The sequence below is a fragment of the Nocardiopsis sp. NRRL B-16309 genome, from assembly GCF_001279585.1.
Lineage (GTDB): Bacteria > Actinomycetota > Actinomycetes > Streptosporangiales > Streptosporangiaceae > Nocardiopsis.
Genome location: NZ_LGEC01000016.1, coordinates 59,388 through 80,310, shown reverse-complemented (window position 1 = coordinate 80,310; position 20,923 = coordinate 59,388). Strand labels below are relative to the sequence as shown.

The 20,923-nt window shown below is 73.7% G+C and carries 20 protein-coding genes and 1 pseudogene; 10 read left to right on the top strand and 11 right to left on the bottom strand.

What is annotated here, in order from left to right; translation table 11 throughout:
- Window positions 1-66: 66 nt before the first annotated feature.
- Window positions 67-477, bottom strand: a complete 411-nt coding sequence (locus tag ADL05_RS03370; RefSeq protein WP_053615365.1) for a Rid family hydrolase — start codon at window positions 475-477, stop codon at window positions 67-69.
- 82 nt (window positions 478-559) lie between these two features.
- Between ADL05_RS03370 and ADL05_RS03365 the strand changes: the two genes are divergently transcribed.
- From ADL05_RS03365 to ADL05_RS03355, 3 genes are all read left to right on the top strand, one after another.
- Window positions 560-937, top strand: a complete 378-nt coding sequence (locus ADL05_RS03365) for a helix-turn-helix domain-containing protein (protein ID WP_053615364.1) — start codon at window positions 560-562, stop codon at window positions 935-937.
- A 108-nt stretch (window positions 938-1,045) separates the two neighbouring features.
- Window positions 1,046-1,447, top strand: a complete 402-nt coding sequence (locus ADL05_RS03360) for a hypothetical protein (RefSeq protein ID WP_156365703.1) — start codon at window positions 1,046-1,048, stop codon at window positions 1,445-1,447.
- A gap of 219 nt (window positions 1,448-1,666) precedes the next feature.
- On the top strand, window positions 1,667-2,149 hold the full coding sequence (locus ADL05_RS03355; protein ID WP_053615363.1) for a DUF1269 domain-containing protein: 483 nt from the start codon (window positions 1,667-1,669) through the stop codon (window positions 2,147-2,149).
- 123 nt (window positions 2,150-2,272) lie between these two features.
- Here ADL05_RS03355 and ADL05_RS03350 read toward each other — a convergent pair whose 3' ends face one another.
- The 6 genes from ADL05_RS03350 to ADL05_RS03325 form a co-directional block, all read right to left on the bottom strand.
- The gene (locus tag ADL05_RS03350; RefSeq protein WP_053615362.1) at window positions 2,273-3,193 is read right to left on the bottom strand and encodes a GlxA family transcriptional regulator; all 921 of its coding nucleotides are present in this window, start codon (window positions 3,191-3,193) and stop codon (window positions 2,273-2,275) included.
- A 152-nt stretch (window positions 3,194-3,345) separates the two neighbouring features.
- Complete coding sequence (locus tag ADL05_RS03345) at window positions 3,346-3,927, bottom strand: isochorismatase family protein (RefSeq protein ID WP_197285675.1); 582 nt, start codon at window positions 3,925-3,927, stop codon at window positions 3,346-3,348.
- A gap of 96 nt (window positions 3,928-4,023) precedes the next feature.
- On the bottom strand, window positions 4,024-4,650 hold the full coding sequence (locus ADL05_RS03340) for an HAD-IA family hydrolase (protein WP_053615361.1): 627 nt from the start codon (window positions 4,648-4,650) through the stop codon (window positions 4,024-4,026).
- A gap of 76 nt (window positions 4,651-4,726) precedes the next feature.
- On the bottom strand, window positions 4,727-5,728 hold the full coding sequence (locus tag ADL05_RS03335) for an endonuclease/exonuclease/phosphatase family protein (protein ID WP_053615360.1): 1,002 nt from the start codon (window positions 5,726-5,728) through the stop codon (window positions 4,727-4,729).
- Window positions 5,729-6,040: 312 nt separating this feature from the next.
- A complete protein-coding gene (locus ADL05_RS03330) occupies window positions 6,041-6,985 on the bottom strand; it encodes an endonuclease/exonuclease/phosphatase family protein (protein ID WP_082376072.1) in 945 nt (314 codons plus the stop codon).
- A 426-nt stretch (window positions 6,986-7,411) separates the two neighbouring features.
- On the bottom strand, window positions 7,412-8,428 hold the full coding sequence (locus ADL05_RS03325) for a LysR family transcriptional regulator (protein ID WP_255351832.1): 1,017 nt from the start codon (window positions 8,426-8,428) through the stop codon (window positions 7,412-7,414).
- Window positions 8,429-8,547: 119 nt separating this feature from the next.
- On the opposite strand from ADL05_RS03325, the pseudogene ADL05_RS03320 reads away from it, so the two are divergent.
- The 3 genes and pseudogenes from ADL05_RS03320 (at window position 8,548) to ADL05_RS03310 (ending at window position 12,293) form a co-directional block, all read left to right on the top strand.
- Window positions 8,548-9,443: pseudogene (locus ADL05_RS03320) on the top strand (NADP-dependent oxidoreductase).
- Window positions 9,444-9,509: 66 nt separating this feature from the next.
- Entirely contained in the window at window positions 9,510-10,337 is an 828-nt protein-coding gene (locus tag ADL05_RS03315) for an aldo/keto reductase (protein WP_053615359.1), read from the top strand.
- Between the two features lie 291 nt (window positions 10,338-10,628).
- Window positions 10,629-12,293, top strand: a complete 1,665-nt coding sequence (locus ADL05_RS03310) for a BCCT family transporter (protein ID WP_082376071.1) — start codon at window positions 10,629-10,631, stop codon at window positions 12,291-12,293.
- 100 nt (window positions 12,294-12,393) lie between these two features.
- Here the strand turns inward: ADL05_RS03310 and ADL05_RS03305 are convergent, their stop codons facing one another.
- Entirely contained in the window at window positions 12,394-13,116 is a 723-nt protein-coding gene (locus ADL05_RS03305) for a TetR/AcrR family transcriptional regulator (protein WP_231640583.1), read from the bottom strand.
- A 149-nt stretch (window positions 13,117-13,265) separates the two neighbouring features.
- On the opposite strand from ADL05_RS03305, the gene ADL05_RS03300 reads away from it, so the two are divergent.
- Together ADL05_RS03300 and ADL05_RS03295 are read left to right on the top strand one after the other, a co-directional pair.
- On the top strand, window positions 13,266-14,474 hold the full coding sequence (locus ADL05_RS03300; RefSeq protein WP_053615358.1) for a DUF418 domain-containing protein: 1,209 nt from the start codon (window positions 13,266-13,268) through the stop codon (window positions 14,472-14,474).
- A 70-nt stretch (window positions 14,475-14,544) separates the two neighbouring features.
- On the top strand, window positions 14,545-15,297 hold the full coding sequence (locus ADL05_RS03295; protein WP_053615357.1) for a nucleotidyltransferase domain-containing protein: 753 nt from the start codon (window positions 14,545-14,547) through the stop codon (window positions 15,295-15,297).
- Window positions 15,298-15,553: 256 nt separating this feature from the next.
- On the opposite strand, the gene ADL05_RS03290 is transcribed toward ADL05_RS03295, so the two are convergent.
- Together ADL05_RS03290 and ADL05_RS03285 are read right to left on the bottom strand one after the other, a co-directional pair.
- Window positions 15,554-16,546, bottom strand: a complete 993-nt coding sequence (locus tag ADL05_RS03290; RefSeq protein ID WP_053615356.1) for an asparaginase — start codon at window positions 16,544-16,546, stop codon at window positions 15,554-15,556.
- A gap of 237 nt (window positions 16,547-16,783) precedes the next feature.
- Window positions 16,784-18,229 carry a benzoate/H(+) symporter BenE family transporter gene (locus ADL05_RS03285; protein WP_053615598.1) on the bottom strand — a complete coding sequence of 482 codons (1,446 nt, stop codon included), beginning with the start codon at window positions 18,227-18,229 and terminating at the stop codon, window positions 16,784-16,786.
- A gap of 142 nt (window positions 18,230-18,371) precedes the next feature.
- Here ADL05_RS03285 and ADL05_RS03280 point away from each other — a divergent pair, with 142 nt between their 5' ends.
- Window positions 18,372-19,133 carry a class I SAM-dependent methyltransferase gene (locus ADL05_RS03280; RefSeq protein ID WP_053615355.1) on the top strand — a complete coding sequence of 254 codons (762 nt, stop codon included), beginning with the start codon at window positions 18,372-18,374 and terminating at the stop codon, window positions 19,131-19,133.
- 179 nt (window positions 19,134-19,312) lie between these two features.
- Here the strand turns inward: ADL05_RS03280 and ADL05_RS03275 are convergent, their stop codons facing one another.
- Complete coding sequence (locus tag ADL05_RS03275) at window positions 19,313-19,669, bottom strand: antibiotic biosynthesis monooxygenase (RefSeq protein ID WP_053615354.1); 357 nt, start codon at window positions 19,667-19,669, stop codon at window positions 19,313-19,315.
- Window positions 19,670-19,810: 141 nt separating this feature from the next.
- Here ADL05_RS03275 and ADL05_RS03270 point away from each other — a divergent pair, with 141 nt between their 5' ends.
- A complete protein-coding gene (locus tag ADL05_RS03270) occupies window positions 19,811-20,905 on the top strand; it encodes a winged helix DNA-binding domain-containing protein (RefSeq protein WP_053615353.1) in 1,095 nt (364 codons plus the stop codon).
- Window positions 20,906-20,923: the final 18 nt, after the last annotated feature.

Sequence of the window (20,923 nt, the reverse complement as noted above, 5' to 3'; positions counted from 1 at the left end):
GCCGGAACGGGGGGCCCGGCGGGCAGACGGTGGGGGCCAGGGCCGCGGGGCCGGGCCCGGAGCCGGTCAGTCCAGGGTCGCGAACGCCTCGACCTCGACGAGCACGTCGGGCTCGAAGAGGTAGTCGACGCCGATGAGCGACAGGGGCGGCAACGGCCGCGGGAGTCCCAGCTCGTCGGCGACGTTCTCGATACCCGCCATGAAGGCGTCCGCCATGTGGGGATTCCAGCCCGTGACGAAGAACCGGAGGCGCACGACGTCGGAGAAGTCCGCTCCGGCGCCGGCCAGCCCGCGGGCGGTGTTGCGCAGGGCCTGCCCGACCTGTCCGGTGAGGTCGCCGGTCGCGACGGGCCTGCCCTCGGCGTCCCGCGCGATCTGGCCCGCGACGTGCACCTGGCGGGTGCCCGTGCCGATGGAGACGTGGTGGTAGGGGACGGGCTGGAACATGCCCTCGGGGGTCAGGAGTCGCACGGTCATCGGAGGTCCCTTTCGTCGGTCGAGTAGGTGGTATCCAATGTCTACTTGGTGGCCGCAGGGAACTTCAATTAACCTAGGTTTCATGCGGGATACCGACGAGGCCGAGTCCGGCCACTCCCAGATCACCGCCCCTCAGCGCGAGCTGCTCGACCAGCTGCTGGACAAGTGGTCGCTCCAGGTGCTCGACCGGCTGTGCGGGCGTCCCTCGCGCTTCAACGAACTGCGCCGCGCGATCCCCGTCGTCACGCAGAAGTCGCTCACCGCGACGCTGCGTCGGCTGGAGCGCAACGGGATGGTCGAGCGCGTCGTCACCAGCACGCGGCCCATCGCCGTCGAGTACCGGATCACGCCGCTCGGCACGACGCTCCAGGACCTCATCGACGCCCTCCTGGGGTGGAGCGCCACCAACCTGCCCGCCGTCGAGCGCGCCCGGGAACGGTTCGACGACGAGCGGGCATGACCGGCGCGCACGTCCGTCGGGTGTCGGGCGCCGGGTGCGGTCGGGGACCGGTGCGGGGCGCGGGCGCCGGACCCGGTTCTGTCACCGCCGAGCCGTAGCGTGCCGACCATGATGATGCGACCCTCCCGCGTGTGGCGCGAGACCAAGAAGGACGTGGCCGCCGAGGTGGCCGCCGGCACGTGCGAGGAGAACTGGGCCGAGCACCTGTGGCCGGACGCCGCCGTCGAGGCGATCGACGCCGTGCTCGCCGACTACGAGGCCGACGTCGCCGCCCTCGTCGCCGACGGTGCCTTGCCCGGCGACACGGCCGTGCTCGCCGCGGCCGAACGCGCGGTGACCAGGATCAACGCGGTCGATCACGAACACGGCATGATCGAGACCGGTGAGCGCGAGCGGCTGTGCGAGTACATCTGGGCGGTCCCCGCGGGGCACGGCGTGGACCTCACGGCGATGGCCGCGCGGCACGGATTCGACGAAGGCGACCTGGCGGGGCTCTGGCGCGACTGGTGATCCGCGGGCGCTCGGCCCGGCCCGCTCCGACCGCCCCTCCCGGAGCCTGAGCGCGTCACGCAGACCGCCCGCGCCGAAGCCTGAGCGCGCCGTGCCGACCGTCCCCGTGGCTTTGCGCGCCGTGTCCCCTGCCTTGGTGCTAACGGGAGACGATCCGGGGAAGCCTCCCGCCGATCGGGCCCGGAGCGGGTCCGGCACCATGACGGGGGGAAGACACCCATGGCTCAGCTGATCGTCCTCGGGGTGGCCGACCGCGACACTGCGGAGCGCGCTCTGGACATCGCCTCCGACCTCGGTAAGCAGGAACTCCTGCGACTGGAGGACGCCGCCTACGTCTACAAGGACGAGAAGGGGCGTCCGCGGATCCACCAGACCGTGAACATGACCGGTTACGGCGCCCTGGGCGGCGCCTTCTGGGGCACGCTCATCGGCCTGCTCTTCCTCAACCCCCTCCTGGGGCTGGCCGTCGGCGCGGCCTCGGGCGCCGTCGCCGGCAGGCTGACCGACATCGGCATCGACGACGACATGATCAAGAAGATCGGCGGCGAGCTCGACCAGGGCCGCGCGGCCGTGTTCCTGCTCGCCGACGAGGCCACCCGGGACCGGGCCGTGGAGGCCTTCAAGCCGCTGGCCCCGACGGTCATCCAGACCAACCTCTCCCACGACGACGAGCAGGAGCTCATCGACGCCCTGCGCGCCTGAGCACGGGCCTCGCCACACCGCCGGTGCGGGTCGCCCGTACCGGCGGTGCCGCGCGCGCCGTGGCTCCCGCGCGTCCCACGGGCGGAGCCGCCCGCGCCGCCGGAGCGGGGTCGGGGCACGCGCTCAGAGCCGGACGACACCCGGGCGTGAGCGCAGGCGCCGCAGCATCCGCGCGTCCTGGAACCCGACCGCCCGCGCGGCGGCCTCCACGGTGGCGCCGCCGCCGATGAGGTGCTCGGCGTGCTCCACCCGCAGGACCTGCTGGTAGCGCAGCGGCGTGAGGCCGGTCGCCGCCGCGAACGCGCGGCTGAGCGTGCGCTCGCTGACGCCGACCGAGGCGGCCAGGCCGGCCAGCGGCAGGGCGGACCGGAAGCGGGCGTCGATCGTGTCCTGGACACGGTGCACGACGTCGACGAGATGGTCCCTGTGCCGCAGCATGGCGCTGGCCTGGGGCTCGTCCCCGTTGCGGCGCGCGTGGACCACCATGTTCCGCGCGATGGCCGCCGCCGTCGCGGGACCGTGGCGCGTGGTGACCAGGTGCAGGGCGAGATCGATGCCGCTGGCGATCCCGGCCGAGGTCACCACGCGGTCGTCGGACACGTACAGCACGTCCGGGACCACCCGGGCGCGGGGCCGACGGCGCGCCAACTCGTCCTGGAGTTCGTGGTGGGTGGTGCAGCGGCGCCCGTCCAGCAGGCCGACGTCGCCGAGGGCGAAGGCGCCCGAACACACGCTGGCCACGGTGCCGCCCGCCGCGTGGTGGGCGGCCAGGGCGGCGGCGTGGTCCGCGCCGAGCACGTGGCGCCGGACGCGGTCCCGGGTGCGCCAGCCGGGGACGACCACGAGGTCGTCGGGGCGCGTTCCGGGCATGTCCGTCTCGGCCCGCAGGCCCACGCCCTGGGCGGTGGGCACGTCGGCGTGCTCGGCGACGTAGCGGATCCGGTAGCCCAGACCCGTCTCGGCGGCGGTGGAGAACACCTGGGCCGGGCCAGCGAGGTCCAACAGGTGCAGGCCCGGCGTCAGCAGGAAGACGACAGTGGTCACGATCCGGTCAGTCTAGTCGTGCCCGTCCGGACGCGGGCCGGGCTCGCTCCGGATGTGCTCAGCGCTCATCCGAGGTGCGCGCCGGGTGCGGGTCGAGGGGCGGGTTCGGGGCTCGGCCGTTCCTTCTCTCGGGCCTCCCCGGCCTCCCCGTCTCACCCGGTGATCTCCGCGACCGTGCGCACGTCGGCGAACCGGCCGGAGAGGGCGTAGACCGTGCGGGTGATGACGTCCTCGGGCAGGAGTGTGCGGGGGTCGGCCAGGACCTCGGCCAGCGGGCGGCCCGCGGGCGAGCCGGGCGCCCCGATCGGCTCGGTCGCCGTGGCGTCCACCGCGAACGTCACCCGGAAACCCAGGTCGGAGGCGACGCGGGCGGTCGTCTCACAGCACTGCTCGGTGCGCACACCGCAGACGGTGACCTCCTCCACGCCCCAGCCCGCGAGGACCTCGGCCAGGTCGGTGCCGGTGAAGGCGTTGTGCGCGGTCTTGGTGCGCACGGGCTCCCCCTCGATCGGCGACAACCCGTCCATGAGCTCGACGAACCCGCGCTCGGGGTCGAACACCGTGCCGCTGCCCGGTTCGGTGTGCAGGACCCACACGACCCGGTCGCCCCGGTCGCGGAAGTGCTCCACCAGGCGCGCGATGGTGGCGGCGATCTTCGGGTCGGAGGCCGCGTTCCAGCTCTCGCGCTGGAGGAAGGACCGCTGGGCGTCGATCACGAGGAGTGCTGTCGTCATGCCCCGATCGTGTCAGCCCGTCCGAGGCGGCGACAGGCACGATCCCGACGCCGACCGGACCGATCCGGTCACGTGGTTCCGCGGTCTCCTCCGGGCTCACACCAGCAGGCGGGCCACGTCCGAGAGGTCGTCGACCACCGTGGTCGCGTGCGCCAGGTGCTCCCTGGCCGTGGTGGAGGCCACCGCGACCACCGGCATCCCGGCGGCCAGGCCCGCGCGGGCACCGCCGGGGGAGTCCTCCACCACCACGCACGCCGACGGCGCCGCGCCCACGCGCTCGGCGCCGAGCAGGTACGGCTCCGGGTGCGGCTTGCCCTCGGTGACGTCGTCCGCGGTCACCAGCACCCCGGGCAGCGGGAGCCCCGCCGCGGCGATCCGGGCCGTGGCGATCCTGCGGCTGCCCGACGTCACCACCGCCCAGGGGCGGCCGCGGCCCCGCAGCGCCGCCAACAGGTCGTGGGCCCCGGGCATCGCGCGGACGGTGTCGCCCCGCTCGGCCTCGTGGCCCTCGATCACCAGGTCCTCGGCCTCGGGGTCCAGATGCGGCGCGACCAGTGCGACCAGCCCGGCGTTGGTGCGCCCGTGCGAGTGCCCCAGGACCCGCGCCGGATCCAGGTCGCGCTCACGGGCCCAGGCGAGCAGGCCCTCGCGGACGGCCGTCTCGGAGTCGACCAGCACGCCGTCCAGGTCGAACAGCACCGTCGCCTCACCGAACTCCGCCATGCCCCGCTCCCATCCGTCACGTGCGCTCCGCCCCAGCATGCCAGCGGAGCGGCGAGCGGCCGGTGCCGTGGCACGGTCAGGCCCCGGGCAGGGAGATCTCCACGAAGAGCGCGCGGTGCGCGGTGCCCCGCACGTCCACGGCGGTGAAGTCCTCGATACCGGCCCGCGTGTCGACCAGCACGTGGTCGATCGCGACGCGGGGCAGTGGCGGACCGTCCACGGGCCAGGTCCCCGTCAGGCCGTCGCCGGTGACGGACGCCGCGTCCGCGTACCCGGTGGCCAGTACCGCCCGCAGCTCCGCGTGGTCGAGCGTGGCGTTGAAGTCCCCCGCCAGGACCGTGACCGGGCCGTCGCCGCCGGCCTCCGGCAGCGCCCGGTGGGCGTCCCGCCAGGCGGCCATCGACGACGGGCGGCGGGGTGACATCGGATGGACGGACGTCACCTCGATCCCCGACGAGTGGCCGGGCACGTCCACACCGGCTCGGGGCATCGCCAGCGACCCGAGGTCGCGGCCCGGGTCGCCCAGGTCGGTGAGCGGGTGCACCGCGTGGACGCTTCCGCCCGCCGCGGCGGGGGCGGAGTGGTCGACCGCGTAGGGGAGCAGGTCGTCGAGCCCCGCCGCCGACAGGTCCGCGGCCAGCTCGGGGGTCACCTCCTGCAGCGACAGCACCTGCACGTCGTACTCGCGCACCAGGTCGACCACCGCGTCCGGGGAGGCGTGGCCGAAGTGGGTGTTGAGGGTGAGCAGCCGCAGTCCGGTCCCCGCGGAGCCGCCCTCGGCGGCGCTCGCCGAGGGCAGGGCGCGGGGCACGACGACCGCGGCCAGCACCGCCACGGCCAGGAGCAGCGCGGCTGAGGAAAGGCGGCGCCGCAGCACGGCCGTGCCGATCAGCGCCACCAGCGCGGCGGGCAGGACGTAGGGCGTGTAGGCCAGCAGCGGCACCAGCGGGAAGCCGCGTTCCAGGCCGAACACCCGCAGAGCGGCGAACGCCAGGAACCCGGCGGCGGCCAGCGCGCACAGGACCGTGACCCAACGGCGCCGGGGCGGTGGAGCGGAGGTCGGGGCCGGAACCGGCATCCGGTTCGGCGCGGACTCAGGGGGACCGGGGGGTCCTGGGGGGTTCACGGGGGGCTCCCATCGATCGTCGGGCAGCGGTCGGTACGCGCCCGGCGGGTCGCCGGAGATCGTACCGGTCCGGGCTCCCGGTGCTGGCGCGGGGAAGGCGGCCAAGGGAGTGGTTCTTGAAGGCTTCCGGGCGAGCGAGCGGTCGCCAGGCCGTCTCTCGCAGGACGATGTGCGAAGTTCAGCCTGGTCGTGCTGCACGAGCGCAGAGACGCCGCGAGAGGCAGCCTGGCGGCCGCGAGTACGAAATGATGCAAGAAACGCGGCCTAACGGCCCGCGGGCATCGTGACCTCCGCGAACACACCGAGGTGGTCGGTGCCCTCCACCGGCACGACCGCCGCGTCGCCGACGCCGATCGCGGAGTCCACCAGCACGTGGTCGATCGCCACTCTGGGCAGCGGGCCGGACGACGGCCAGGTTCCGGTCAGTCCCTCGCCCTGGACCGACGCCGCGTCGACGTAGCCGGAGGCCAGCACGCCGCGCAGCTCCGCGTGGTCGAGCGTGGCGTTGAAGTCCCCCGCCAGGATCCGCAGTGCCCCGCCGTCGGAGGCCTCTGGCAGCGCGCGCAGTCCGCGGCCCCAGTCGGCCGTGTGGGCGGCGTCGACCGGCGGATACGGGTGCACCGCCGTCACCTCCAGCACGCCGTCCCACCCCGGGACCTCCACCCGGGCGGTCGGCATCGCGAACGCCGGTACGCCCTCGCCCGCGTCGCCCAGATCCGTCAGGTGGTGGACCGAGTGGAGGCTGGTGCCCTCCACCGAGGGCGCCGAGTGGTCGACCACGTGCGGGAGCAGGTCGTCCAGGCCCTCTGCCGAGAGCCGCGCCAGCATCCGAGGGGTGGACTCCTGGAGCGCGAGCACGTCGACGTCGTGCTCGCGCACCGCCGCCACGACGGCCGCGGTGTCCGCGCCGCCGCCCAGCACGTTCACGGTCATGATCCGCAGTGCCGGTCCGCCCGCCGAGCTGGTGCCGAAGGGAACGGCGCGCGGGACCACCGCGACCGCGAGCACGACCGCCGCCGCCACGAGGACGGCCAGCGCGGCCCACCGCCGCAGCGCGGCGACCGCGATCACGGCCAGGAGCGAGGCGGCCAGGACGTAGGGGGTGAAGGCCACCAGCGGAACGAGCGGGTAGCCCCGTTCCAGGCCCGCCGCCCGCAGCAGCGCGAAGGCCGCGAACCCGGCCGTCACCGACCACGCCGCCACCGTCACCAGCGCGGACCGGGGCCGCGCCCCTGAGTTCCCACCCGGCCGCTCGCCAGCCTGTCCCGGTGTTCGTCCCGGCCACGGTCGTTCACCGGCCTGTCCGGGTGCCCCTCCGGGACAGGGTCGTTCACCGGCCGGTCCCGGTGTCCCTCCGGGCCAGGGTCGCTCACCCACCGGTCCTTCGCTCCCCTCCGTCTTCCGCGCCCCGCCTGGCCGCCCACCCGTCGGTCCGGGTGTCCCCGCAGCCCCGCCTCGTCGACCATCGGCCGTCCCCGGTGTCCCGCCTGCCGTGGGCGTCCTGCCCGGCCGACCGTCCGCCGGCTCCGCCGCGTCCACCGCGCCCCCTTCGTGCGGGCGCACGCCGCCCGCCCCGTCGTCGCGTGGGATCCCGAGCGGGGCCTCCTGGTTCGCCCGACGCGCTCGACGGCACCGCTACCAGTCGCGGGCGGCGCTCCGCAGCACGTCGTGGACCCTGGCCAGATGGGGATGGTCCACCGGGCCGGGCCGCCGGACCAGGTACGCGGTGTTGATCGGCGGGTCCTCCGGCTCCAGCAGCGCCACCAGTCGGCCGTCGGCCAGCTCGGTCTCGCACAGGTAGCGGGGCAGGACCGTCACACCCGCCCCGTTGACCACGGCCGCCAGCACCCCGCGCAGGTCCGGGACCACGATCGCGGGCTCGTAGGCCAGGCGCACACCGAAGACGTGCCGCCAGTACCGGCGCACGATGGGCAGGTCCTCGGCATAGGTCACCAGCGGCACGCCGCACAGGGCCGTGGGCCCCTGCCGTTCGATCCGCTTGACCGCCGCGTGCCCGGCCGCCTCCGGCACCGCCGCGTCGGCGCACGGCGACCCGATCCGCTCCGCCCAGCCGGCGTTGGCGACCAGCACGAAGTCCTCGTCCATCAGCGGATCGGCGCGCAGGGCACGCCCGCGCGGGCGGATCGGGGACACCACCAGGTCGTGCCGCCCCGAGCGCAGCTCGTCGAGCAGGTCCTCGGCGAGCCCGGAGCGCACCCGCAACCGCACGCCCTCCTCGGTGAGGGGAGCGAGGGCGGGCAGGATCCGGGCGCTGAGGATCTCGGCCGGACCGGCCAGGCGCAGCGGTGCTGGCGGCGCCGCGGGGGCACCGAAGTCCCACCCGACCGCCACCTCCAGGGCGTCCAGGGGCCCGGCCACGCGGGCGGCGAGATCGTTGGCGTCGGCGGTGGGGGAGACCCCGCGCGGCAGCCGCTCGAACAGGGTGTGTCCCAGCCGCTTCTCCAGGGAACGGATCTGGGTGGTGACGGTCGGCTGGGACAGCCGCAGCAGCTGCGCTGCGGCCGTGAACGAACCCGACCTGTGCACCGCCAGGAAGGTCCGCAGCAGTTGGAGGTCGAGCGGTCCGCTCGGAGCGGGTTCCGCGGAGGGCGTGTCCGGTGCCGCGTACCCATCGGAATGCTGATGGCTCACGCTGTTCATCCTATGCGTGGCGCAATGACCTGGGGCGCTAGGGTCGAATCGGCATTCCGCCGTCCCGCCCGCGGACGGCTGCCGGTGCCACCACCGCACGACACGACGGAGTTCGACACATGCCCGTTTCCAGCAAGGAAGTCCACCTCGTCAAGCGTCCGGTCGGCGAACCCGACACCGGTGACTTCGCCCTCGTCGAGACCGCGGTCGCCGAGCCCGGGCCGGGCCAGGTCCTGGTGCGCAACGACTGGATGTCGGTCGACCCCTACATGCGCGGGCGCATGAACGACGTCAAGTCCTACCTCCGTACGCGCTGCTGGACGCCGCGGCGGCCCGGCCCGTGGACACCTCCCTCGCCCCGGCCGAGGCCTACCTCGGCGTGCTGGGCATGACCGGCCTGACCGCCTACGCCGGTCTCACCGAGATCGCCGGCGTCCAGGAGGGCGACGTCGTGTTCGTCTCCGGTGCGGCCGGCGCGGTCGGCAGCGTCGCCGGGCAGATCGCGCGTCAGCTCGGCGCCTCCCGCGTCGTCGGCTCGGCGGGCGGCCCGGAGAAGAAGCGCCGCCTGCTGGAGGAGTTCGGCTTCGACGCCGCCATCGACTACCGCGAGGGCGACCTGGAGGGCCAGCTCGCCGAGGCCGCGCCCAAGGGCATCGACGTCTACTTCGACAACGTGGGCGGCGACCACCTGCGCGCCGCCATCGGCGCCATGCGCAGGAACGGCCGGATCGCCATCTGCGGCATGATCTCCCAGTACAACGCCACCGAGCCGGTGCCGGGCCCGGACAACCTCGCGCTCACCATCGGCAAGCGCCTGACCCTGCGCGGCTTCCTGGTCGGCGACCACGGCCACCTGGCCCCGGAGTACGCCGAGCGCGCCGCCGGCTGGATCTCCGAGGGCCGGCTGCGGTACGACCAGACCGTCGTCCAGGGCATCGACAACGCCGTCGGCGCCTTCCTCGACATGATGCGCGGGGCCAACACCGGCAAGATGCTCGTCCGCCTCACCTCCTGAGCCCGCGGGGCCCCGGCCCCGCACACCCCCCGTCCACTCCCGCTCCGTGACCACGGAAAGGCAGCCATGCAGCACGTCTCGCTGAACGACGGCCACACCATGCCGCAACTGGGGTTCGGTGTCTGGCAGGTGCCGGACGACCAGGCCCAGGGCGCGGTCGAGACCGCGCTGGAGGCCGGCTACCGCAGCATCGACACCGCCCGCATCTACGACAACGAGACCGGTGTCGGCCGCGCCGTCGCCGCCGCCGGGATCGACCGTGACGAGCTGTTCCTCACCACCAAGCTGTGGAACGGCGACCAGGGCTACGACGCGACGCTCAAGGCCTTCGACGCCAGCCTGGAGCGCCTGGGCCTCGACCACGTCGACCTCTACCTCATCCACTGGCCGCTCCCCGCCCGGGACCTGTACGTGGACACCTGGCGCGCGATGGAGCGGATCCGCTCCGAGGGCCGCGCCCGTTCGATCGGCGTCTCCAACTTCACCCGGTCCGCCCTGGACCGGCTGGTCGCCGAGACCGAGGTCGTCCCCGTCCTCAACCAGATCGAGCTGCACCCCTACCTCAACCAGGCGGACATGCGCCGGGCCGACGCCGAGCACGGCGTCCTCACCGAGGCCTGGAGCCCGCTCGGCCAGGGCAAGGGCCTGCTGGAGGACCCCGTCCTGACCTCGCTGGGGGCCAAGCACGGCAAGTCCGCGGCCCAGGTGGTGCTGCGCTGGCACCTGCAGCTGGGCAACGTCGTCATCCCCAAGTCCGTGACCCCGTCGCGGATCCGGGAGAACATCGACGTGTTCGACTTCGAGCTGGACGCCGAGGACGTCGACGCGATCAGCGCGCTGGACCGCGGCGGCCGGATCGGCCCCGACCCCGCCACGTTCGACTACACCGGCTGAGCGTTCGGCCCGTGGTGTCCCCGTAGTCCCCGTACCGGCGCCCCGGTGCGGGGACACCGTCGTTTCCGGACCCTGGGCTCCTTCGCCTCCCCTGCGATGGGGTGGCGTGTATAAGAAGAATTGTCCGTATTGCGAATTGTGTCGCCTGTCCGGGCCGACCCCTCGGCGATTCCGTGAGCCGAGTCCGTGCCGTTCTGTGCATTTCCGTGTGCTCTCCGCGATTCTGGGGAAGGACGCTTCCAACGTCCGCCAGCCTGTCCCCGGAGACCGTTCCACCAGAAAGCAGACGGCATGCTCGACTTCCTCGCTCGAACACTGGGTCTTCGGACGAATCCGGTGATCTTCTTCGCGGCCGCGGCGCTGACGCTCTTCTTCGTCCTGTGGTCGATCCTCTCCACGTCGACGGTCGATCTCGTCTTCGGGGCCACGTCGGCCTGGATCCTGTCCCGCCTGGGCTGGTTCTACATCCTCGGCGTGACCACCTTCCTCGTCTTCCTGGTGTGGATCGCGCTCAGCCGTTTCGGCCGGGTCCGGCTGGGCGACCAGAACAGTCGCCCGGAGTACAGCAACCTGGCGTGGTTCTGCATGCTCTTCGCGGCGGGCATCGGCAGCATCCTCATGTTCTGGGGCGTGGCCGAACCCATCAGCCACTTCGCCGTACCTCCGCAACAGAACGTCGAGCCGGAGTCGGTCGAAGCCGCGCGACAGGCGATGGGATTCACGCTCTACCATTTCGGCCTGCACACGTGGACGATCTTCTGCCTGCCGGGGCTGGCGTTCGCCTACTTCGTCTACCGCAAGGGCCTGCCGTTCCGGGTCAGCTCGATCTTCCACCCGCTGATCGGCGAGCGCATCAACGGCCCCATCGGCCGCACGATCGACGTGATCGCCGTGCTGGGCACCCTCTTCGGCGTCGCGGTCACCATCGGCCTGGGCACCATGCAGATCAACAGCGGGCTCAACGTGCTGTTCGGCGTGGAGGAGAGCCGGCTCAACCAGGTCATCCTCATCGCGATCGTCACCGCCATCGCGGTCACCTCGGTGGTCAGCGGGCTGGACATCGGCATCAAGTGGCTCTCCCAGATCAACATCGTCCTGGCCGTGGGGCTGCTCCTGTTCGTGTTCCTGGCGGGGTCCTCGCTGTTCCTGGCCAGGGGCGTCATCGAGACCACCGGCGTGTACCTGTCCTGGCTCATCCCGCTGTCGTTCTGGAACGACACCTTCGGCAACACCGGCTGGCAGGGCACGTGGACGGTGTTCTACTGGGCGTGGACCATCACGTGGTCGCCCTTCGTGGGCATCTTCATCGCGCGCATCTCCAAGGGACGCACGATCCGTGAGTTCGTGATCGGTGTGCTGGCACTGCCGACGGCCTTCAGCATCGTGTGGTTCAGCGTGTTCGGGCTCTCCGCCTTCGACATCGAGCTGAACCAGGACGGGGGCCTGGTCGAGGAGGTGGTCGTCCAGGAGGACATCCCCGGGGCGCTCTTCGCCTTCCTGGCGCACTACCCGTTCGCCACGGCGGTGTCGGTCCTCAGCATCATCATCGTCATCATCTTCTTCACCACCTCCTCGGACTCCGCGTCCCTGGTGGTGGACATGCTCTGTTCGGGATCGGCCGTGGGGCCCACCCGCCAGCGGGTGTTCTGGGGTGTGACCGAGGGCGTCGTGGCGGCGACCGTGCTGACCGCGACGGGCAAGGACGGGTTGGACGCGCTGTCGGAGACGATCATCGTGTTCGGGCTGCCGTTCTTCGTGATCGCGTTCCTCATGATGTTCGCCCTCGTGCGCTCCCTGAGGCAGGAGGAACTCGCGGGCACGGTGTACCAGGGAGCGAGCCTCGCCGGGCCCGTCGAACCGGCGGTCGGCCCGGGCGAGACGGCGGCGGGAGCGGACGAGTCGGGGCCGGAGGGGACGGCCGGTCCGGGCCAGGGACCCGAGAAGCGCGACGGCTGACGCGCCGGTGGGTGGCCGCCCCGGACCGGGGCGGCCACCCGTTCGGTTGTCGATTGCGCGCGGGGGTCGCGGACGTTCGCGCGTTCGGTCGCGCCGCCGGTCACCGCGGGTCGCGGCCGAGGGCCGGCAGGAGCACTTCGTCCACGATCCGCTCGACGTAGGCCGGCGACGGCGGTTCGAGCCGGTCCAGGGTGTACTTGACCATCATCGCCTCGCCGACGTCGATGGTCACCGGGGTCACCCGGGCCGGGTCGACCCCGCCCCGGTCGGCGTAGTACCGGAGCACCGTGGCGGTGAAGCGCCCGCCACGGGGCTCGTACACCTCGCGCCACAGCCGCTCGTTGAACTCGGGCCGGTAGGACGCCTCGGCCACGCAGGAAAGCATGACCGGGCCCAGCGGCTCCTGTTCCATGAGCCCGTGGAAGAGCATCAGCGCCGCCACGAGATCGCCGCGCAGGTCGTCGGCACCGGGGGAGGGCTCCTCCTGGGGATAGGCGCCGTGCAGCGCCTCCATCAGGATGTCCTCCGGTGTGGACCAGCGCCGGTAGAGCGAGGTCTTGGCCGTGCCCGCGCGTCGGGCGACGCCCTCCATGGTGAGCCGGGCGACGCCGTTCTCGGTGGTCTCGCGCAGGACCGCGTCGTGGATGGCGTCGACGAGTGCCCGCCCGCGCCGTCGCGTCGCCCTGGACGGCGTCCGGGGAGTCTCCCGGGCCTCAGGCGCCTCGGTGCCCTCGCGCGTCGCGCGCACGTCGGTCGCTTCGGGAGTCTCCCGCGTCTCGTGTGCCGCGCGCGTGTCGGTGGCCTCCGGCGTTCCGGGTGTCACAGGTGCCCCGGTCGCTCCGTGCGTCGCCGGGGATGGCCGCTTCCGGTCAGTCACGTGGTTACTTTCTAAGCAACGGTGCCGTATCTTAAAGTGGTCCGGTGAGATACGCCTGCGTATCTCCAGAGTCCCCGTTTCCCGGGAGTCCGACCATGTCCTCTCCTCCGACCCCCGCCGCCCCCGCCGCCCCCGGCGCCGCCCCGGTGTCCCTGGCCCGGCGGTCGCTCGCCCCCGACCTCGCCCGCGGGTTCATGCTGCTGGTCATCGCCACCGTACACGCGCACATGTTCCGGCAGTTCTCCACGGGCGGCGGCGAGACCTTCGCCCTGACCGGCACCCTCGACACCGTCGTCACCGCCTTCATGCTGATGTTCGCGGAGAGCCGCGGGTACCCCATGTTCGCCGCCCTGTTCGGGTACGGCCTCGCCCAGATCGTCCTGCGCCGGGGCGCCGAGGGCCACGGCACGGCGTGGGTGCGCTCCCTGGTGCGCCGGCGCGGCCGATGGCTCATGGTCATCGGCTTCCTGCACACCCTCCTGCTCTTCTACGGCGACATCATCGGCGTGTACGGGCTCATCGCCCTGGCCTTCGCGGGTCTGCTGTGGGCCGGTGACCGGCGCCTGCTGGCGCACGGCTTCGCCTGGATGTCGGTCGGCTCCCTGCTGTACGCCGCCGCCATGGCCGCGGCCTTCTCCGGGACGGACCCGCGGCAGGAGTCGGCGGCGGAACTGACGCCGCTCACCGACATGCTCATGCGCCTGGGAGCCTGGCCAGTCATGCTCGTCCTCATGACCCTGGTGTCGGTGTTCCCGTTCACCGTCGGTGTCTGGGCGGCCCGCCGCAGGCTGTTGGAGGAGCCCGAACGCCACCTGGCCCTGCTGCGCCGCGTCGCGCTCGTGGGTATCCCCGTGGCCGCGCTGGGCGGGATCCCCCAGGCCCTCCTGGCCATCGAGGTGTGGCCGTCCGGCTTCCCGCCGGCGTTCGGCGCGGGCTGGCTCCACGTGCTGTCCGGCTACGCGGGCGGGTTCGGCTACGCCGCGCTCATCGCGCTGGTCGCGGTCCGGATCGGCGATCGCCGGGGCCCGGTCGTCCAGGCCCTGGCCGCGACCGGGCAGCGCTCCATGACCTGCTACCTGCTGCAGTCGGTGGCCTGGGTCGTGCTGTTCCTGCCCTACACCCTGGACCTGGCACCGGGCCTGTCCGACGCCGCCGCGGTCCTGGTGGGAGCGGCCGTGTGGCTGGCCACCGTGGTCGTGGCCGACCTGATGCGGCGGGCCCGCCTGCGCGGCCCGGCCGAGGCGTTCCTGCGCCGACGCACCTACGGGCCACCGGTCCGGGCCGCCGACACCGCGTCGCGTTGATCCCGTCCCGAACCGCTCGTCCGGCTGAGGCGCCGGTCCCGGCCCGGGCCCGCCCCGGCATGATGGAGCCATGACCACCGACGACGAACGCTTCCTGACCGCGACCGCCGACCGGCTCTCGGCCCTGCCGGTCGTGCGGGCGGTCAGTCTCGGCGGCTCCCGGGCCCAGGGCACCCACCGGCCCGACAGCGACTGGGACCTGGCCGTGTACTACCGCGGCGCCTTCGACCCGCAGGACCTGCGCGACACGGGCTGGGAGGGTGAGGTCTCGGAGATCGGCGGCTGGGGCGGGGGCGTCTTCAACGGCGGCGCCCGGCTGCGCGTGGACGGCCGCCGGGTGGACGTGCACTACCGCGACCTGGACGACGTGGAGCACCGGCTCGCCGAGGCCGAGCGGGGGCGCTTCGAGATCGAACCGCTGATGTTCCACCTCGCGGGCGTCCCCACCTACCTCGTGGTCGCCGAACTGGCGCTGGGCCGGGTGCTGGTCGGCGATCTGCCCCGCCCGGAGTACCCGAAGGCGTTGCGCCGGTCCGCGCCCGGCGTCTGGCGGGGCCGGGCCGCGGCCACCCTGTCCCACGCGGAGCACGACCACGCCCCGCACGGCCGGGTCGCCCAGTGCGCCGGACTCGTCGCCCAGGCCGCGGCCCAGACGGCGCACGCCGTCCTCGCCGAACGGGGGGAGTGGGTCACCAACGACAAGACACTGCTCGCCCGCGCCGGGCTGACGGAGATCGACCTGGTGGTGGCGGGGATGACCGCCGACCCGCAGGACCTGATGCTCGCCGTGGCCGAGACCGGCCGCGTCCTCGCCACCGCCTGAACCGACGAGCCCTCCGGGCGCTCGCCCGCCGACCGCGCGGGACCGGGCCCTCGTCCGAGCCCGTGGCGTCGTGCCTGTTCGGGTCGGCCCGGCGGTCGGCCCGGAGCCAGGTGCCCACCCGTGGTTCGTTCGGGCGTCCCGGCCGCGCGCAGTGGTGTCGCCGGGCGTCGGCCGAGCGCACTTTCCATGGGAGTCGTTCCCCGCTCGGAGTCGGTTGGGCGTTCGGCCCGTGGGGAGCCAGGTGCCCGCCGGCGGCTCAGCCCAGGGCGCCGACCGCGCGGAGCCACTCCCGGCACCGGGCGGCGGCGCCCCGCGAGCCGTCGGGGTGGGTCAGCACCGCCGCCAGCAGCAGCCGCGCCTGCCAGGGTGACAGGTCGCCCGCCGGGATCGCGCCCGCGCGCTCCAGGTCCGCGCCGCCGCCCGCGTACACGCCGCGCACCGGTCCCGCGCCGACCCGGCTGGCCACCACCACCGGCGTGCCCGCGTCGAGCAGGTCCAGGCAGGCCGCCGTCACCTCGGGCGTGGCGTTGCCCGCGCCGAATGCCGACAGCACGATGCCGCGCGCGCCCGCGGCGACCGCCGCCCGCACCGCCGCGGCGTCCGCGCCCAGGTACTGGCCGACGACCTCCACCCTGGGCAGGGCGGCGTCGGTCGACAGCAGCGCCGGCGCGGTCGGGGGGACGGCGTAGGGGCGCACGCCCGTGTCGTCGACGGCGGCGACGGGGCCGCGCCCCGGCGCCGCGAAGCCGTCCAGGCCGAGCGTGTGCACCTTGCGGGCGCCCACGGCGGGCAGCACGGTGTCACCGAAGACCACGCTGACCCCGGTTCCGCGTGCCCGCGGGTCGGCGACCCAGCGCAGCGCGGCCGCCAGGTTGCGCGGACCGTCGGGAGCGGGATCGTCGAAGGGGCGCTGGGCGCCGGTGAAGGCCACCGGGGCCTGGTGGCGGTGGGTGAGGGCCACGAGGAAGGCCGATTCCTCCATGGAGTCGGTTCCGTGGGTGACGACCACGCCGTCCGCGCGGGCGGCGGCTTCGCCCACCGCTCGGGCCAGGGCCATGACGTCGTCCAGGGTCGCCGCGGAGCTGATGATCCGGTTCACGTCGAGCGCCTCGACGCGCACGCCCTCCAGGTCCCACACCTTGGCCGCGGCTGCGGCGAGCCGTTCGGCGTCCACACTGACCGCCAGACCCGCCTCGCTCGCCGTCGTGGCGATGGTGCCTCCGGTACTCAACAGGACCACGTGCCGCATGGGGCCTCCCTCGCCACTTCGGGCAGATCAGACATCGGGTGCGACCGGTGCCGGGCGCGTCGCCTCCGGCACGAACGGGTCGGTAGACCCCAGTCCCTCCCATCATCCATGTCCGGTGCCACTGTCTCCACACGCGCGGCGCGTGCGGCGCCCGATGTCCGACGTGTCCGTTCTCACCCCGCCCTCGCGCCGGCGGGGGTCGGCCGCTCCGCCGACGGGGGCCTGGCTCCAGTGGGGCTACGTCGAGGCCTTCTCCGAGGGCGGCGGGGACTCCCCACCGCTGTCGCGGTTGGCCGCCGACGTCATGGCCGCCTCCGGGCTCGTCGCCGCGTCCGACGCTGAGTCCGACGCCGACGCCGACTCCGACTCGCCCCCTGGCCCCGACGCCGACTCGGCGACCGACTCCGACCAGGGCTCTGACACCGACTCGGCCCCCGGTTCCGGCCCCGACGACGACTCGGCCCCGCTCTCCGGGCCCGACCCCGCCCGAACCGTCGCGCGCGGACGGCGCCACGCACCCGTCACCAGCAGGGTCAGCACACCGGCGACCAGCCCCCAGAAGGCCGACCCCACCCCGAGCAGCGTGAACCCCGACGCGGTCGCCAGGAACGTCACCACGGCCGCCTCCCGCGACCGCTCGTCGCCCAGCGCCGAGGCCAGCGACCCCCCGATCGTGCCGAGCAGGCCCAGGCCCGCGATCGCCAGGATCAGCGTCGTGGGCAGCGCGGCCAGCAGCGAGGCGACCGTGGCGCCGAAGACGCCCACGACCAGGTAGAAGACCCCGGCCCACACCCCGGCCGTGAACCGGCGTTCGCGGTCCGGGTGCGCCTGCGGTCCGGTGCAGATCGCCGCGGTGATCGCCGCCAGGTTCATCCCGAAGCAGCCGAACGGCGCCAGCAGCATGTTGGTCAGCCCCGTCCAGCCCAGCACAGGCGAGATGGGCACCCGGTAGCCGTCGCCGCGCAGCACCGCCACCCCGGGCAGGTTCTGCGAGGCCATGGTGACCACGAACAGGGGCACCCCCACGCTCACCATCACCTGCCAGGAGAACTCCGGCACCACGAACACCGGCCGGGCCAGCGCGGGCGTGACCTCGCCCAGGTCCAGGGTGCCGTTCACGGCCGCCACCGCACCGCCCGCCACCAGCGCCGACAGGACCGCGTAGCGCGCCAGCCACCGGCGGCACACCAGGTAGACCGCGAACATCGCGGCGACCACGGTGAAGTCGCCCTCCATGCTCGTGAACAGCCCGAGGCCGAACTGGAGCAGCACCCCCGCGAGCAGGCCCGCCGCCAGTGGCACCGGCACCCGGTCCATGACCTTCTCGAACCACCCCGTCACGCCGCTCAGGGTGATCAGCGCCGCGGAGAACAGGAACGCGCCTATCGCCTGCGGCATCGTGACGCCGTCCAGACCGACCGCGAGCAGCGCCGCGCCGGGCGTGGACCAGGCGGTCACCACCGGAGCCCGGTAGCGCAACGACAGGCCCACACAGGTGACGGCCATGCCCACGCCCAGGGCCAGCACCCACGAGGCGGTCTGCCCGGGCGTCGCCCCCGCGGCCTCGGCGGCGGCGAACACGATCGCGATCGAACTGGTCACGCCGACCAGCACGGCGATCAGGCCGGCGGCGACGGCGGGGACGGGGGCCGCGAGGCGCACGAAGCGGACGAGGGCTCTCATGACCCCCATCCTCGCTCCTGTCGCGGAGTGACGAGTACGCGGGTCACCCGGTCCTGGGATCATCCCATCACGGGCCGACACGTGCGGTCGGGCTCGCGGAATCCGGTGGACACCGGCGCCCCGACCGGCCAGCCTGGCCCGTATGGGACGAACCTTCGACGAACTCGCGGCCGAGGCCGCGGCCGCACCCACCGAGGGCTGGGACTTCTCCTGGCTGGACGGCCGAGCCACCGAGCAGCGCCCCTCCTGGGGATACCAGCGCACGATGGGCGAACACCTGGCCCGCGCGAGCGCCGCGCTCGACATCCAGACCGGTGGCGGCGAGGTGCTCGCCGGGGTCGCGCGGCGGCCCGCGCTGACCGTGGCCACGGAGGGGTGGCCGCCGAACGTGGCCAAGGCCACGCGCCTGCTGCACCCGCTCGGGGTGGCCGTGGTCGCCGACACCGAGGAACCGCCGCTGCCGTTCGCCGACGGGGCCTTCGACCTGGTGGTGTCGCGGCATCCGGTGAAGCCGTGGTGGACGGAGATCGCCCGGGTCCTGGCGCCCGGCGGCACCTACCTGTCCCAGCAGGTGGGCCCGGCCAGTGTGTTCGAGCTCGTGGAGTTCTTCCTGGGGCCGCAGCCGGAGGAGGTGCGGCGCTCGCGCCACCCCGACGACGCCCGCGCCGAGGCTGAGGCCGCCGGCCTGGAGGTGGTGGACCTGCGGTTCGAGCGGCTGCGCACGGAGTTCTTCGACATCGGCGCGGTCGTGTACTTCCTGCGCAAGGTGGTGTGGATGGTGCCCGGGTTCACCGTGGAGGCCTACCGCGACCGGCTCCGCGAGCTGCACGACCTGATCGAGCGCGACGGGCCGTTCGTGGCGCACACGACCCGGTTCCTCATCGAGGCCCGCAAACCGGAGTGACACGGCCTGCACCAGGAGAAATCTACGTCGTAAAGGTCCAGGCGGTCAGGGGGCGGGTCGAGGGGGGAACGACAGGACGGGAGGACCGGTAGAGCCGTCGTGCCCGTGTGTGGCCACGGAGCCCGCCCGCGCCGGTGGAACCGGGACTCCCGGCTCCACCGGCCCCCGCGCGCCCGTGGCTACGACTCGGCCTTGACGTGCTGGACGACCTCGAAGCCCCACAGCTCACTGCCGGTCGCGGCCGGACCGCCATGCCCGTGGCCGTGACCCGTACGGCCCTCCTCCTGCGCCTCCTTCGCGGCCTGCGCGTGGCCCTCCTGGAAGGCCCGGCCGCTGACCCAGTTCCGGAAGTCCTCCTCGGACCGCCACCGGGTGTACACCAGGTACCTGTCCGTGCCCTCGACCGGGCGCAGCAGCTGGAACTCCTCGAACCCCGGCTGGTTCTCCACCAGCCCGGCGCGCTTGGCGAACCGCTCCTCCAGGGTGGCCCCCTCGCCCACGGGGACGGTCAGAACGTTGAACTTGACGACGCTCACGCGGCACCTCTCTCCGTTGTCTGCGCACTCACGCCCAACCTAAGGCAGGCCCGGCGCGCCGCCCCACCCGACCGGCCCGACTCGAACCGCCGGGGGAGTGGCGGACAGCGGTCGACCGCGACGGCCGCTACGGTCCGACCCATGACCCCACTCGACCGGCGCACGCTGAACCGGACGACCCTGTCCCGCCAGCTCCTCCTGGGCCGCACGAGTACGACCCCGCACGAGGTCGTACGCCACCTCGTCGGACTCCAGGCGCAGGACCCCGAACCGCCCTACGTCGGCCTGTGGTCGCGGGTCGCGGACTTCACCATGGACGGGCTCACCGGCCTGCTCCACGACCGCGCGGTGGTCCGCGCGACGATGTTCCGGGGCACCCAGCACCTCGTCGCCGCCGACGACTACCGGTGGCTGCGCCCCACCCTCCAGCCGTTGCTCACCCGCTGGCAGCGCGGCGCCTTCGGCCGCTCCACCGCGGGGCTCGACCTGGACGAGCTGACCGCCGCCACCCGCGAACTCCTCGTCGGCGGTGCCGTGTCCCGCCCTGAGCTGGCCCGCGCGCTGGGGGAGCGCTGGCCGGGCCGCGATCCGGTGGAACTGGCGCGATCGGCCCAGGGGCTCCTGCCGATCCTGCACCCGCCGCCCGACGGGGTGTGGGGCCGTCGGGGCCCGACCCCGTTCGTGCTCGCCGAACAGTGGCTCGGCGGACCGGTGGCGGACGTGCCGGACGCGGAGCGGATGGTCCTGCGCTACCTGGCGGCCTTCGGCCCGGCCTCGGTCAGGGACGTCCAGGCGTGGAGCGGGATGACCCGACTGCGGTCCGTGGTGGAGGGCCTGCGCCCCCGCCTGGTGGTCCGCCGCGACGAGGACGGCCGTGAGCTGTTCGACCTGCCCGACGCACCGGTCGCCGACCCGGACACCCCCGCGCCCGTGCGCTTCATGGCCCTGCTCGACAACGTGCTGGTGGGCTACGACGACCGGTCGCGCCTGGTGGCCGACCACCAGCGCGTCCACCTGATGGTCCACCCGCCCGTGACGGTCGACGGGTTCGTGCGCGGGCTGTGGCGCATCGAGCGCGACAAGGGGACGGGGACGGCGCTGCTGGAGGTCCGGCTCTTCGCACCGCTGTCCCCCGCCGAGGAGGACGCCGTCACCGGTGAGGGCCTGCGCCTGCTCCGGTTCGCCGCCCCCGACGCCACCGGCCACGACCTCCACCTGCGCCCGTTGGACCCCTGACGCGCCGTCCGGAGAGTG

Excerpts from the sequence above, each read along its gene's own strand:
- ADL05_RS03300 (WP_053615358.1), top strand. The coding sequence starts at position 13,266 with ATGTCCTCTCCTCCGACCCCCGCCGCCCCCGCCGCCCCCGGCGCCGCC.
- ADL05_RS03290 (WP_053615356.1), bottom strand. The coding sequence starts at position 16,546 with ATGCGGCACGTGGTCCTGTTGAGTACCGGAGGCACCATCGCCACGACG.
- ADL05_RS03335 (WP_053615360.1), bottom strand. The coding sequence starts at position 5,728 with ATGCCGGTTCCGGCCCCGACCTCCGCTCCACCGCCCCGGCGCCGTTGG.
- ADL05_RS03295 (WP_053615357.1), top strand. The coding sequence starts at position 14,545 with ATGACCACCGACGACGAACGCTTCCTGACCGCGACCGCCGACCGGCTC.
- ADL05_RS03365 (WP_053615364.1), top strand. The coding sequence starts at position 560 with ATGCGGGATACCGACGAGGCCGAGTCCGGCCACTCCCAGATCACCGCC.
- ADL05_RS03370 (WP_053615365.1), bottom strand. The coding sequence starts at position 477 with ATGACCGTGCGACTCCTGACCCCCGAGGGCATGTTCCAGCCCGTCCCC.
- ADL05_RS03285 (WP_053615598.1), bottom strand. The coding sequence starts at position 18,229 with ATGAGAGCCCTCGTCCGCTTCGTGCGCCTCGCGGCCCCCGTCCCCGCC.
- ADL05_RS03340 (WP_053615361.1), bottom strand. The coding sequence starts at position 4,650 with ATGGCGGAGTTCGGTGAGGCGACGGTGCTGTTCGACCTGGACGGCGTG.
- ADL05_RS03360 (WP_156365703.1), top strand. The coding sequence starts at position 1,046 with ATGATGATGCGACCCTCCCGCGTGTGGCGCGAGACCAAGAAGGACGTG.
- ADL05_RS03280 (WP_053615355.1), top strand. The coding sequence starts at position 18,372 with ATGGGACGAACCTTCGACGAACTCGCGGCCGAGGCCGCGGCCGCACCC.
- ADL05_RS03315 (WP_053615359.1), top strand. The coding sequence starts at position 9,510 with ATGCAGCACGTCTCGCTGAACGACGGCCACACCATGCCGCAACTGGGG.
- ADL05_RS03270 (WP_053615353.1), top strand. The coding sequence starts at position 19,811 with ATGACCCCACTCGACCGGCGCACGCTGAACCGGACGACCCTGTCCCGC.
- ADL05_RS03355 (WP_053615363.1), top strand. The coding sequence starts at position 1,667 with ATGGCTCAGCTGATCGTCCTCGGGGTGGCCGACCGCGACACTGCGGAG.
- ADL05_RS03310 (WP_082376071.1), top strand. The coding sequence starts at position 10,629 with ATGCTCGACTTCCTCGCTCGAACACTGGGTCTTCGGACGAATCCGGTG.
- ADL05_RS03345 (WP_197285675.1), bottom strand. The coding sequence starts at position 3,927 with ATGACGACAGCACTCCTCGTGATCGACGCCCAGCGGTCCTTCCTCCAG.